The organism is Streptomyces hyaluromycini, assembly GCF_002217755.1.
GTDB lineage: Bacteria > Actinomycetota > Actinomycetes > Streptomycetales > Streptomycetaceae > Streptomyces > Streptomyces hyaluromycini.
Genome location: NZ_BCFL01000033.1, coordinates 60458 through 73107, shown reverse-complemented (window position 1 = coordinate 73107; position 12650 = coordinate 60458). Strand labels below are relative to the sequence as shown.

Genomic DNA, 12650 nt, shown 5'->3' with positions numbered 1-12650 from the left:
ACGGTGGTGTCCATGCCACAACCGACCGAACCCGCTGCACCGGGCATGCACACCGTCACCGCCGACTCCCTCGTCACCGTCGACTTCGGCCCCCGCTTCCACCGCCGCTCCGACCACGAAGACACCCCCCGCTCCCGCCGTCGGCCGCCCGGCCCCTACCGCCGCCTCTTCGCCCGCCCCGGCACCCGGGCCTTCACCGCCGGGAACCTGCTGGCCCGCCTCCCCATGGGCATGTTCAGCGTCAGCGCGGTCGTGATGATCGCCGGGTCGCGCGGCTCGTACGCACTCGCCGGTGCCGTCACCGCGACCGGCCTCGCCGCCACCGGTCTTGCCGGGCCCTGGATCGCGCGGCTCGTCGACCGGTACGGGCAGGCCCGGGTCGCCGTACCCGCGACCGTCAGCGCCGTACTCGGCAGCCTCGCGCTGCTGCTCTGTGTCCGGTACGGCGCCCCGGACTGGACCCTGTTCGCCGCCTACGCGGCCACCGCCACCACCCCCAACCTCGGCGGCATGTCCCGGGCCCGCTGGGCACACCTGCTGCGCGACGACCCGGGCGCCCTGCACACCGCGAACTCCTTCGAACAGGCCGCCGACGAGCTGTGCTTCATGCTCGGCCCGGTCCTCGCCTCCTTCCTGACCGGCACGTTCTTCCCGGAGGCCGGCACCCTGGCCGGCGCGGTCCTGCTGCTCACCGGCGCACTGCTGTTCGCCGCCCAGCGGACCACCGAGCCGCCGCCCCGGGCCGGGACGGGCAGCGCACGTACACCGCTGCGCATCGGCCCCCTGCTGGCCTGCTTCGTCGCGACCGGCGCGGTGTTCGGCTCGATGGAGGTCGTCACCATCGCCTACGCCGACGCCCAGGGCCACCGCTCGGCGGCCGGAGCCGTGCTCGCCCTCCAGGCCGCCGGTTCCTGCGCCGCGGGCCTGCTGTACGGGGCGCTCAGACCGACCGGACCGGCCGAACGCAGGCTCCCCGTCTGCCTGTTGTCGATGGCGGCGCTGATGTCCCTCCCGCTGTTCGCGGCCCGCGCCTTCGACACCCTGTGGGCCCTCGCCCCCGCCCTGCTCGCGGCCGGCATGGCGACCGCCCCGACCATGGTGACCGCGATGACCCTGGTCCAGGACCGCGCCCCCGCGGACCGTCTCAACGAGGGGATGAGCCTGGTCGTCACCGCCCTGCTGACCGGCATCGCCTGCGGCTCCGCGCTCGGCGGCTGGGCGGCCGAGCACCTCTCCCCGACGGCCGCCTACACCGCCCCGGTCGCCGCGGCCGGCGCGGCCCTGCTGGTCAACACGGTCGGTACGTTGCTGCGCAACGCGCGAGCAGGGCATCCCGGCCGGCGTGCCGGGCACCGTCCGGGTGCCGGGTGAGCGTGTGCGACGGGGGGCTCGGTCGCCTCAAGCACTTCCCCGCCGACGACAAGGGCCGGTGGAGCGGAGGTCCGTGAACCTTTCCTCCGCTCCGCCGGCCGGGGTTCGGCTCGCGCCTACACCTGCCGGTCCCCTTGCCAGGTGATCGACGTCAGTGTGCTCAGGCCGCCGTGTGCCACACCCTTGTAGGTCACTCTTCGGGCGGGGCCGGACTCGTGGGCGACCCGTTTCGTCAGTTCCGCGCCCTCGTGGAACAGCCGCTGCCACTCGTCCTCGTACTTGGCCTCGTCCCGGTCCCGCAGATACAGGTTCAGGGTGGTGTCGATGGCCTTCGCCCAGGTGTACAGATCGGCGACGAGGTCGTCGGACAGGGCCAGTCCGGCGGCGGGGTCGTCGGGGAAGAAGTCCCCGAAGCCGTCGGAGCGCAGCGGACCGTACTGGTACTCGCCCTCGACCGTGAGGTCGAGCGGATGCGGCGGGGTGCCGTGTTCGTCGCGCTCCCAGTGCAGGCGGTCGCAGCCCCAGCACAGCCACTTCGCCGTCCGGTGCCGCTCGTCCCAGTAGCGCACCGACCACGCCGGCCCGAGCCGCCTGGCCAGGCGCTGGGCGGTCGCCAGCCCCCGCGCGACGTGCTTGCGCAGAGCGGGGCGGGAGCCGAAACCCTCCGGCGGGCGGGACAGCGACCAGGAGCGCAGCTCGTCCGCCAGGTCCGCCGGGAGGGCCAGCCGGTCGTCGTCCAGCGGGACCGCGCGGGTGAAGGCGCCGAGGTCGTCGTGGGCCGTCGGATCCTCCGGCTCGTACAGCGGAGACGGCTCGCCCCGCGCCTGCACGAGCAGGCTCCGTGGTTCTTCGGACGTCATGCGATGTTCGCTCCGATCACGTATCCGTTGTCGCCCACGCTAATGGCCACCCGCTGGGTCCTGCCGTTGAAGACGACCTCGAAGATCGGCCGGCCGGCCCCCTGGGTGCCGACCCTCGTGCCCTCGGTCAGGGCCTTGCTGACCAGCGCCGGGATGTCCTCGATCCGGACCCCTGCGGCGGCGAACTCTCCGGCGTGCCGGAAGATGATGTGGGTCAGGCCCGAGTTGACGTTGCCCTTCTCCAGCCAGGCGAGGTTCACCCCGGGCTTGGCGTACTCGATCACCCAGATCGTTTCCGCCTTCTTGTACTTCACACCCGCCTTGTCGAGCCGGTCCAGCAGCTTGGGGTCGAGGGTGCCCCGGGCGATCTTGGCCCGTTCCGCCACGCCCTTCGCGATCCGCAGCGCGAGTCCCGCCTCGCTGGAGGCGTCGGCGAGCGCCTGGGCGGCACCCGACTCACCGTAGATCTTCTTGAGATCCGCGAGGACCTCCGCGGCCTTCTCGCCGGTCTTGATGGCCTCCTCGACCCGGGCGGCGAGCTTGACGCCCTCGGCGAGCTTCTCGGCCATCGAGGGCGGGACGGCCATCGCGGCGGCCCAGGCGCAGCTGGACTTGTCGCCGTGGTAGCACCTGGCGACGTCGCCCAGCACGATCTCGTACAGGACCGCGCCGGCCTTGTCCCCGAAGAGGTTCTGCCAGCCGATGCGGGTGATGTCACCGAAGCTGAAGTGGTGTGTCCACTCGTTCTTCTGGTCCTTGAGCGTCACCGTCTTGAGGAAGATCCAGTCCGCCTTCGGGCAGCCGGCCTCGGTGGCGGGGACGTCGGGGTCGGCGCAGTAGTAGTAGCTGGCCGTGACGTTGAGGTGCAGCTCGTACGTGACCGTGCAGCCCTGGGGTACGTAGTCGCACTGGTTGAGCTGCTTGCCCGGTGCCGCCTCGGTCACCTTCTCGATGACGTAGAAGACACCGTCGATTCCGGTTCCGGAGCCGGTCGAGACCGTCTGGTTGGCCTCCTTCCGCTCGGCCTCGTCGGCCGCCTGCTGCGCCGACTCGGCGTACCGCTGGGCGTCCTTCGCCGCCTCCTCGGCCGCGGTGGCCTCGGCGTCGGCGCGGTCGGCCGCCGCGCGGGCGTCCTTCGCCGACTGCTCGGCCTCGGCGGCCGCCGTACGGGCCGCGTCCGCGTCCAGGGCCGCCTGGTCGGCGGAGTCCCGGGCGTCCTTGGCATAGCCCTCGGCGTTGCCGGCCGCCCGGTCGGCGGCTGCCGCGTCCGCGGTGGCCTGCTGGTCGTACTCGATGGTGCGCGCCAGTGACTTCTGCGCGTCCGCCGCGTACTGCGCCGCCTCGGAGGCGTAACCCAGCGCCTCCTTCGACGACTTGCGGGCGTCCGCCGCGTGACCGGCCGCCTCGGCGGCGATCGTGTACGCGGCCTTCGCGTCGCCGGTCGCCGCGTTCGCGAGGCTCTGCGCCTGCTCGGCGTTCTTCTGCGCGTTGGCGGCGTGCGCCTCGGCGACGGCCTGCTGCTGCTCGGCGATCGTCTTCGACGACTGGCCCGTCAGGACGGCGAGACCGGCCGCGGAGTCGCTGTCCATGTACGGCGAACCGAGCTGGATCGCGTCGTTGGCCGGCGCGGCGACCTGCTGCGCGGAGGCTCCGGCGTCCTCGGCCGCCTGTGCGGTCGTGTACGCGTGACCGGCCGCGTCGGCCGCGCCCGCGACCGCCTTGGCGGCCTCGGCCTTGGCCGCGTCGGCCTGCTTCTTCGAGTCGGCCGCGTGCTGCTCGGCCTCGTCGGCCAGCTTGACCGCGGTACGGGCCGCGGCGGCCGAGTCCTGGGAGGCCTTGATGGCGTCCGCCGCCGCGCTGGTGGCCGTGCGCACCGCCGCGTCCGCCTTCAGCTTGGCCGCCTGGGCGTCGTCCGCGTCGGAACGGGCCCGCTTCGCCGCCGCCTCGGCACGCGTCGCCGCGGCGTCGGCGTCGGCCGCGGCCTGGCTCGCCGCGTCGGCCTCGGTGCGGGCGGAACCCGCCGCCGCCTCCGCGTCGTCGGCCGCCTGGTCCGCCTCGTTCGCCGCCGCCCGGGAGTCGGTCGCGGCGTCGTCCGAGTCGTGCGCGTCGGCGTAGGCGTCCTTGGCGTCGGCCTTCGCGCGGGCCGCGTTCGCCTTGCTCTGCGCGTCCCACGCGTCGTCCGACTTGCCCTTGGCCAGATCCCGCGCGGCCTCCGCGTCCTGGCGCTTGGTGCGGGCGGTGGACTCGGCGGTCTCCGCCCGGCCCTTGGCGTCGGCGGCGGTCCTCGCGTACCCCTCGGCGTTCGCCTTGTGCTGCGCGGCCTCGGCCTGCTTCTGTGCGGCGGTCGCCTTCTCCGCCTTGGCCGTCGCCTCCTCCGCCTCCGCGTCGAGCCGCTTGGCGTGCGCGGTGGCGGCGGCCGCCTTCGCGTCGGCCTCCGCCTGCCGGGTCTCGCCGAGCTTCGCCTTCGCCGTGTCGCGCGCGGCCTTGGCGTTCTGCGCCTGTACGGCGGCGGCGTCGGCGGCGGCCTTCGCCTGCGCGTCGGCCTCCTGGGCGGCGGCCGTACGGAACGCGGCCTTCGACTGCGCCGCCTGCGTCACCGCGCGGGCGGCGATGGTCGCGCTGTCCCCGGCGGACGCCTTGGTCGCCGCGTAGGCGGTGTCACCGGCCTTGGCGAGCGCGTCGAGCGCGGCGGCCGACGCCTTGGTGACCTGGGCCTTCTGCCGGCCGACGAGGAGACCTCGGCCGCGTGGGGCGCCCGCCTGGTCGGCGATGGCGTAGGCGGCCTGCGTGGCGGTGTCCGTGTCGGTGGCGGACTTCTTCGCCGCGGCCGCCTGCGCCTTGAGCAGGTCCAGCTGGGTCTTGGCCGCGGTCTGGGCGTCGGTGACGCCCTTCTTCGCCTTGTCGAACTGGGCCTTGGTCGGATAGTCCAGGTCGTCGGTGCCGTTGTGACCGGACGGTGCGATGTCGAACTTCTGCGGGTCGGTGCCCTTGCAGTCCCACATCCGGGCGTCCCGGCCGTTGTCGTAGGTCGCGAGGTCCAGGCAGTTTCCGGTGCCCTGGTTGTACAGGCGGCCGGTCGCGTGGGTGTCGTACTCCCACTTCTGGGCCGCGCTCTTGGCGTTGCAGGTCGAGATCTGGACCGCGGTCCCGTTCGCCGTGCCGCCGCCCTTCACCTCCAGGCACTTGCCGGAGTTGACGTTGACCAGCGCCCCGTCGCCGCCGATCGCCCACTTCTGCCCGACCGAGCCGTTGCAGGTGTAGATCTGCACCGGCGTGCCGTTGTCCTTCTTGCCGCCGCCCACTTCGAGGCACTTGTCGGCGGCCCCGTGCGCGTGCACGATCATCGGGCTGTCGCCGATCCAGCCGGGGCCGCCCGCGGACCAGTAGTCCTGCCAGCGGGCGAGGCGGTCGGCGATCCACGACTGGCCCAGCAGTTCGCCCAGCGCCTTGGAGCCGGTGGCGAGGGCCTTGGTGGCGTCGCGGTTCGCGTTGAGGATCTGGTCGCGTCGGGCGGCCTGGGCGGCGATCTCCCGCTGCCACTCGGCGGACGCGTCCGCGACCTCCTTGCCGAGGACCTTGTCCGGGTCGACCGGCGTACGCCAGTCGCAGGAGGCGAACCGGGTCTTCAGGTCCTCCACGGCGATGCGGTACTCGACGCTGCCCGGCTCGGGCGCGGTGCGCGGGAAACCGCCGGAGGACAGGAAGACGCGGGCGTCGTCCGCACCCGTCGGCTGCGGGGACCAGTTCACCAGGGCGTCCCACGCCTGGTGTTCGGCATACGCCTGCTGCCACTGCGGGCCGGGGAGCGAGGGGTCCGGGTCACCGCCGTAGAGCGGGGTGCCGAGGTCCTTGACCGCCTTCACCGTGGCGTCGTCGGCCTTCGGGGTCGGATCCTTGTAGAAGTCGTCCTCCGCCTTCCAGAACTGGGCCGTGATCCACTGGCTCAGCCCGGTCTGCGCGAAGAAGCTCGGGCCCGTGCCGGTGGTCCCGGGCGGCCAGTGGAATCCGGTCTCGGTGAATCCGTCCGGGGTGCTCAGGCCGTCGAGCGGCTTCTTCCACACGTCGATGTACGCGTCGAGGGCGTCGCCCGCCTTGTCGGCGGTGTCCTTGTCCTTGTCGTACGCCGTCGACAGCGCGGTGGTGTTCCAGTACTCGCGGTTCGCCGCGGTGTGCAGCTTGTCCGGGGTCTGGTCGAGGCCGTCCTGCGCGGTGCTGAACATGGCCGCGCCGCCCGTGCGCAGCACCTCGGCCATCAGGCACTGGTCCTGGCGGAGCTGCTCGGCGGCCTTGGCGTCGAAGCCGTCGTAGCTGTCGGCCACCGGGCTGAGGTCGGCGGCCCGGTCGTGGGGCAGGTCCGGCCGGCTGGCGACCGTGGCGAGCACGGCGAGCGCGAGTACGGAGGGGACAAGCCGCTGGAGACGGCCGGCTTTTCGTGCAAGGGGCATGACAAGCCCGGGTCTGGAACGCAAAGGGACACCCCGTTCGTCGTGCGGAAGGCAGACGGGGGCCCGGCTCGAAGAGGTGACGTGTGCCGTGGCAGCGGTCAGGCCTGCGCGCCCCTCCCCATGGCGACGCTGTTCCCCCGGCCGCTGATGGTCGTGCGCGGCGGCGGAGTGGTCGGCTCAGCCCAGCGCGCGCACCGCACTTTAGTAAACTTGTGCGATGTCTGTGAAGAGTTTTTGACCGGCCGAGATCAATCTTCACATGGTCGCCCGGCGGCCCCGCGAACACGACGAGGGCCCGGTGGTCTGTGACCACCGGGCCCTCGCAACATGGAGACTGTGGAGATGGCGGGAATCGAACCCGCGTCCAACGGTGCGGAACCAGGGCTTCTCCGTGTGCAGTTCGCTGTGCTTTTCTCGGCCCCGGCAATCACGCGAACAAGTCGCCGACGGGCCCAGTCACTGTTAGATTTCCCTCTTCACCCCGTGACCGGGATCAAGGTTTAGTCCCCTAGCTGATGCCAGGATCCGGGTCGGGAACAGCCCCGGGCTGACACTCCCGTATAGGAGGCTCGCTGTCGCTACCTGAGATCAGGCAGCGAGGGCGAAGGCCTGCTGGGAGGAATCGCGCTTGGAAGTGGCGATTATTGTTTTCGGCCTGTGGTTTACGAGATCATGGCCGCTTTCTCGACACGCTTCCCCTGCCTCGACATCCGCTGTCGAAACCGATCATCCCCATGTTGATTTTTCAATCTTCACACCGGCTTCCCCCGGTGTTGGTGCCATCGTACGTGACCAACGCGCGCCGATGCCACTACATTCCCGTGGCCCCAGGGCCTGTCGTTTGGATCAGGCCGGCCTGGCTCACGGTGGCCTGTCGGCCGACCCGAGCGGGGTGTGGTGCGTGCAGCTGCAAGGCGAAGGAGGCGTAGACGATCAGCCGCTGCCGCGGCGGGCGACGCGGTGGGGGCACCTCCCGGCCGAAGGCTGGGGGACGTCGACAACCGACGACAACGCCGCTGGGGGTCCGCCCACGCCTTTAGGGCAGTGGGGGAGTGCCACGCCCCGCGACGCCGGCATGATCCAAACGACAGGCCCTAAGCGTCGCGCTGCCGCCGCTTCGCCGCCGCGATGGCGCGCCCCGCCTCCCGGCGATCCTGCTGCTCGCGCAGGGTCTGCCGCTTGTCGTACTCCTTCTTGCCTCGCGCCAGGGCGATCTCCGCCTTCGCGCGGCCGTCCTTGAAGTAGATGGCGAGGGGCACGATCGTGTGACCCGTCTCCTGGGACTTGACCTCCAGCTTGTCGATCTCCTCCCGGTGCAGCAGCAGCTTGCGCTTGCGCCGCACCGCGTGGTTGGTCCAGGTGCCCTGGTTGTACTCGGGAATGTGGGCGTTGTGCAGCCACGCCTCGTTCCCGTCGATCTGCACGAAGCCGTCGGTCAGCGAGGTGCGGCCCTGACGCAGCGACTTCACCTCGGTGCCGGACAGGACGATGCCGGCCTCGTAGGTGTCGATGATCGCGTAGTCGTGCCGCGCCTTCTTGTTCTGCGCGACGATCTTGCGCTTGCCGCCCTTCTCGCCGTCCCGGGCTTTGGCGGCCGTCCCCTGCTGCTTCTGCTGGGACTCTTTCGGTACGTACATTCCCTTGGCCATAGTGCTGCCCATTTTCGCACTACGGAGGGGGTGTGGGGGAAGCGGTTAAAGGGCTGTTTACGACGGGTCCCCGAGGCCGCTCAGGACCGTCTCCGCCCGCTCCAGCGCCCCGGCGGACACCTCCAGGTCGGGGGTGATGCCCCGGCCGTCGACGGTGTGACCGGAGGGTGTGCGGTAGTGGCCGACGGTGAGCTCGGCGACCGAGCCGTCGGGGAGGCGGGTCGGCATCTGGATGGAGCCCTTGCCGAAGGTGCGGGAGCCGAGGACGACCGCGCGGCCGCGGTCCTGGAGGGCGCCGGTGAGCATCTCGGCCGCGCTCATCGTGCCGCCGTCGACGAGCGCGACCAGCGGTCTCGCGGTGTCGCCGCCGGGGTCGGCGTGCAGGGCACGCTGGGCGCCGTCGACGTCGTAGGTGGCGACCAGGCCGCCGTCGAGGAAGGCGGAGGCGGCGGTGACGGCCTCGCTGACCAGGCCGCCGGAGTTGCCGCGCAGGTCGAGGATGATCCCGGCGTCGGCCGGGGCCTGCCGTACGGCGGTGCGCACGAGCTCCCCGGAGCCCTTGGTGAAGGCGGAGATCCTGATGACGGTGATGCCCGCGGCCAGCTTGCGCACGGTCACCGAGTCGGTGGACAGCAGCGCCCTGCGCACTGTCTCGCTCCACGCGCGCGTGCCGCGCTGGAGGCCGAGGGTGACGGTCGTACCGGCGCGGGCGTCGGTGGCGTCACCGCGCAGTAATGAGACGACGTCGGTGACGGGCCGCCCGTCGACGTCCTCTCCGTCGATGCTGCGCAGCCGGTCGCCCTTCTTCACCCCGGCCTCGGCCGCGGGCGACCCGGCCTGCACCTTGGTCACGTCGATCCGCCCGTTCGCCGCCCGCCGGGCCCACAGCCCCACGCCCGTGTACTGGCCGTCGAGCGCTTCCTCGAACTCCTGGTACTCGCCCTCGGAGTAGACCGCCGCCCACCGGTCCCCGCTGCGGCTGACGGCGCGTTCCGCAGCCTCCATGGGGGACTCGCCGTCGGCCATGGCCTCGGCGGCGGCCTTCGCGACGTCCTCGTGCCCGGCGGCCGGACGGGCGGTTCCGGCGGGCGTCTTCCGGTCGGACTGCCCGGGATCGGGAAACGCCCCGGTGGCCGCCCCGGTCACCAACAGCCCTGCGAACACCAACGTCAGAGCCGCCCCCCGGCGAACCCGGCGGGGCTGACAGAACAGCTCTCGGCCTGACATGCCGGTGAGTCTAGGACAAGGCAAGAGGGCCGCACGGGCGGTTGCCCGTACGGCCCTCTTGGCATGCGTCACACCTTCAGGTACTTGCGCAGCGCGAAGAACGCGGCAAGCGCGGGCATCAGAAGGCTCGTTGCGAGGATGAGCGGAAGCTTGGTCAACACCGCGTCCCAGCCGATGAAGTTGATCAAGTTCAGCTTGTGGGACAGGTCCAGGCCGTGATCGATGATGAAGTAGCGGGCGATCACCAGGAATCCGCAGGCGACCGTGCCGCCGATCAGGCCGGCGACGGCGGCCTCCGCGATGAACGGGGCCTGGATGTAGAAGCCGGAGGCGCCGACCAGGCGCATGATGCCGGTCTCGCGCCGACGGCTGAACGCGGAGACGCGCACCGTGTTGACGATCAGCATCAGGGCGACCACCAGCATCAGGGCCATGACCATGCGGGCCGCCCAGTTCATGCCGTTGAGCAGGCCGAAGAGGTTGTCGAGGATGCCCTTCTGGTCCTGGACCGACTGGACCCCGTCACGGCCGTCGAAGGCCGTCGCGACGACCTGGTACTTCTCCGGGTCCTTGAGCTTGATCCGGTACGACTCCTGCATCTGGTCCGGCGTGAGGGAGTCGGCGAGCGGCGAGTCGCCGAACTGCTCCTTGTAGTGCTTGTACGCCTGGTCCTGGGACTCGTACGTGACCTTCTCGACCACCGACATCTTGCCGAGGTCGGCCTGGATCTGCTTCTTCTGGTCCTCGGTGACCGCGCCCTTGGCGCAGTTGGGGTCCGACTCGGCGTCGCTCTTGTTGCAGAGGAAGATCGAGACGTTGACCTTGTCGTACCAGTAGCCCTTCATGGTGTTGACCTGGTCGCTCATCAGAAGAGAGCCACCGAAGAGCGCCAGGGACAGGGCGACCGAGACGACGACCGCGAAGGTCATCGTCAGATTGCGGCGGAGACCGACTCCGATCTCCGACAGTACGAACTGGGCGCGCATGGCGTCGGGTTATGCCTTTCCGTGGACGGTCGCGGTCAGTGCTGGTAGCCGTAGACGCCGCGGGCCTGGTCGCGGACGAGGCGGCCCTTCTCCAGCTCGATGACGCGCTTGCGCATCTGGTCCACGATGTTCTGGTCGTGGGTGGCCATCACCACGGTGGTGCCGGTGCGGTTGATGCGGTCGAGGAGCTTCATGATGCCGACCGAGGTCTGCGGGTCGAGGTTGCCCGTGGGCTCGTCCGCGATCAGCAGCTTCGGCCGGTTCACGAAGGCACGCGCGATGGCCACGCGCTGCTGCTCACCGCCGGAGAGCTCACCGGGCCTGCGGTCCTCCTTGCCGCCGAGCCCGACGAGGTCGAGCACCTGGGGCACGGACTTGCGGATCTCGCCCTTCGACTTGCCGATGACCTCCTGGGCGAAGGCCACGTTCTCGGCGACCGTCTTGTTGGGCAGCAGGCGGAAGTCCTGGAAGACCGTCCCGAGCTGGCGGCGCATCTGCGGCACCTTCCAGTTGGAGAGACGGGCGAGGTCCTTGCCGAGGACGTGCACCTGGCCGTGGCTGCACCGCTCCTCGCGGAGGATCAGCCGCAGAAAGGTGGACTTTCCGGAGCCGGAGGATCCCACGAGGAAGACGAACTCACCCTTCTCCACTTCCAGGGAGACATCCCTGAGTGCGGGGTGGGTCTGCTTGGGGTAGACCTTGGAGACATTGTCGAATCGGATCACGGATGCACCACGGGTCGCCGGGGGTAGATGAGCGTGACCATACGCGAGTCGGGTGAGGAAGCGCAGGCGCCGGTCACGGTTGGGTGAGGCTTGTGCGGTTTTGTTCCGGGGCAGTCTCTTCCGAGTGCCCCGGAGCACCCGGGCGAGGTCTACGGACGGCCGCGCTCTTTCCGGGGGAACCTGGCACAGTGGGAGGGGAACGTTCTCGTTCCGCAGAGCGTTGTCCAGGCGATGGCCGGTGCAAGGAGGGCGAGCGCATGACGTACGACCGGTTGGTGTGCGCGAACTGCGCGGCGCCCGTGAGCGAAGGCCGGTGCCCCGTGTGCCGTGCCAACCGCGAGCGTCTTCAGCAGGAGAGTTTTCTCGGCGGTCTGAACCCGATGGCGCTGATCGGGCTGCTGGCGGTGCTGATCGCCGCGGTGGCGCTGCTCGCGGCACACCAGACCGCGTAACGAAGCTCACACGCGAAGCCTCCGTCGCGAGGCTCGGACACGAACCTCGCGCAGAGCGACCGAAGGGCCCCGAGCTGCTGCTCGGGGCCCTTCGCCGTGCGATGTGCATGCGCTCCGTGAACGGCCGGCTACCGTCAGGCGGCAGCGCCGCCGCGGCCGCTCATGAGGCGCGGCAGGATGCGGAAGCCGATACCGCCGGCGATCATCGTGGCGGCGCCGACGATGAGGAAGGCCGTCTGCGCGGCACCGGTCTCGGCAAGCTGGTCGCCGCCGCCCTGGGCCTGGGTGTTCGACGAGCCGGTGTCGGTGAGGGCGGAGGTGCCCTCCTCCTGCGCGGAGGTGCCCGAGTTGCCGTCGGTGCCGGTGTTGTTGCCGCCGCCGCTGCTGCCCGTGCCGCTGCCGTCGGTCGGGCTGTCGGTGGTCGGCTCGTCCGTCGGCTCGGTGGGCTCGTCGGTCGGCTGAGTGGGCTCGTCCGAGGGCGCGCTCGACTCGGAGGGCGGCTCGCTGCTCGGCGGCGTGCTGGAGGGCGGCTCCTCCGTCGGCGAGGCCGGGCCGGTCGGGATCTCGGTGGAGCTGTCGGTCGGGGCGGGCGAGTCATCGCCGTCGAGGTCGGCGTTCACCTGCACGCCGGTACCGTCGGCCTCGACGCCGATGGAGAGGGCGGAGGCGGCGCCCGCCGCGGTCAGCGAGGCACCGGCGGCGATCACGACGCCGGCGGCTATCCGCGCGACCCGGATCCGCGTCTTCTTGGTCATCTGGTTGCTACCCCCAGTAGCTGAACGTCAGGATGGCGGCGCTGGGGCCGTGATCGACGGGGAAGGCTACGGATGCGCAAGCCCCCCGGTTCACATGCGCCCCAGAGATACGCATGCCACGCTTCACCTTTCCCATTTTTCAAAGCAACGTCAAGGCCGTTGCGGGCGTGATGTCCAATT

General features: G+C 71.0%; 9 protein-coding genes and 1 other RNA gene. 2 read left to right on the top strand and 8 right to left on the bottom strand.

Annotated features, from left to right (window positions below; genetic code table 11):
- Positions 1–12 precede the first annotated feature (12 nt).
- Positions 13–1371: an MFS transporter gene (locus SSP29_RS44035; protein ID WP_150136106.1), complete on the top strand. Its 1359-nt coding sequence runs from the start codon at positions 13–15 to the stop codon at positions 1369–1371.
- Between the two features lie 116 nt (positions 1372–1487).
- On the opposite strand, the gene SSP29_RS44030 is transcribed toward SSP29_RS44035, so the two are convergent.
- The 7 genes from SSP29_RS44030 to ftsE form a co-directional block, all read right to left on the bottom strand.
- Positions 1488–2231, bottom strand: a complete 744-nt coding sequence (locus SSP29_RS44030) for an immunity protein CdiI family protein (RefSeq protein WP_089106600.1) — start codon at positions 2229–2231, stop codon at positions 1488–1490.
- Positions 2228–6676, bottom strand: coding sequence for a ricin-type beta-trefoil lectin domain protein (locus tag SSP29_RS44025; RefSeq protein ID WP_089106599.1), 4449 nt, complete (start codon positions 6674–6676; stop codon positions 2228–2230). The genes SSP29_RS44030 and SSP29_RS44025 overlap by 4 nt, the downstream gene beginning before the upstream one ends.
- 334 nt (positions 6677–7010) lie before the next feature.
- Positions 7011–7410: a transfer-messenger RNA gene (gene ssrA / locus SSP29_RS44020) on the bottom strand.
- A gap of 360 nt (positions 7411–7770) precedes the next feature.
- Complete coding sequence (gene smpB / locus SSP29_RS44015; RefSeq protein ID WP_089106598.1) at positions 7771–8313, bottom strand: SsrA-binding protein SmpB; 543 nt, start codon at positions 8311–8313, stop codon at positions 7771–7773.
- A 69-nt stretch (positions 8314–8382) separates the two neighbouring features.
- A complete protein-coding gene (locus tag SSP29_RS44010) occupies positions 8383–9552 on the bottom strand; it encodes a S41 family peptidase (RefSeq protein WP_150136104.1) in 1170 nt (389 codons plus the stop codon).
- 68 nt (positions 9553–9620) lie between these two features.
- Positions 9621–10538: a permease-like cell division protein FtsX gene (gene ftsX / locus SSP29_RS44005; protein ID WP_089106596.1), complete on the bottom strand. Its 918-nt coding sequence runs from the start codon at positions 10536–10538 to the stop codon at positions 9621–9623.
- A 35-nt stretch (positions 10539–10573) separates the two neighbouring features.
- Positions 10574–11263 (bottom strand): cell division ATP-binding protein FtsE, encoded by a 690-nt coding sequence (gene ftsE, locus SSP29_RS57610; protein WP_059203505.1) that lies wholly within the window; start codon positions 11261–11263, stop codon positions 10574–10576.
- 257 nt (positions 11264–11520) lie between these two features.
- Here ftsE and SSP29_RS57605 point away from each other — a divergent pair, with 257 nt between their 5' ends.
- Positions 11521–11715: a hypothetical protein gene (locus tag SSP29_RS57605; protein WP_089106595.1), complete on the top strand. Its 195-nt coding sequence runs from the start codon at positions 11521–11523 to the stop codon at positions 11713–11715.
- A 134-nt stretch (positions 11716–11849) separates the two neighbouring features.
- Here SSP29_RS57605 and SSP29_RS43990 read toward each other — a convergent pair whose 3' ends face one another.
- Positions 11850–12470 (bottom strand): hypothetical protein, encoded by a 621-nt coding sequence (locus SSP29_RS43990; RefSeq protein WP_089106594.1) that lies wholly within the window; start codon positions 12468–12470, stop codon positions 11850–11852.
- Between the last annotated feature and the right edge of the window lie 180 nt (positions 12471–12650).

What these genes read in the sequence shown, in the direction of transcription:
- SSP29_RS44035 (WP_150136106.1), top strand. Translation starts at nt 13, where the DNA reads ATGCCACAACCGACCGAACCCGCTGCACCGGGCATGCACACCGTCACC.
- SSP29_RS44030 (WP_089106600.1), bottom strand. Translation starts at nt 2,231, where the DNA reads ATGACGTCCGAAGAACCACGGAGCCTGCTCGTGCAGGCGCGGGGCGAG.
- SSP29_RS44025 (WP_089106599.1), bottom strand. Translation starts at nt 6,676, where the DNA reads ATGCCCCTTGCACGAAAAGCCGGCCGTCTCCAGCGGCTTGTCCCCTCC.
- smpB (WP_089106598.1), bottom strand. Translation starts at nt 8,313, where the DNA reads ATGTACGTACCGAAAGAGTCCCAGCAGAAGCAGCAGGGGACGGCCGCC.
- SSP29_RS44010 (WP_150136104.1), bottom strand. Translation starts at nt 9,552, where the DNA reads ATGTCAGGCCGAGAGCTGTTCTGTCAGCCCCGCCGGGTTCGCCGGGGG.
- ftsX (WP_089106596.1), bottom strand. Translation starts at nt 10,538, where the DNA reads ATGCGCGCCCAGTTCGTACTGTCGGAGATCGGAGTCGGTCTCCGCCGC.
- SSP29_RS57605 (WP_089106595.1), top strand. Translation starts at nt 11,521, where the DNA reads ATGACGTACGACCGGTTGGTGTGCGCGAACTGCGCGGCGCCCGTGAGC.
- SSP29_RS43990 (WP_089106594.1), bottom strand. Translation starts at nt 12,470, where the DNA reads ATGACCAAGAAGACGCGGATCCGGGTCGCGCGGATAGCCGCCGGCGTC.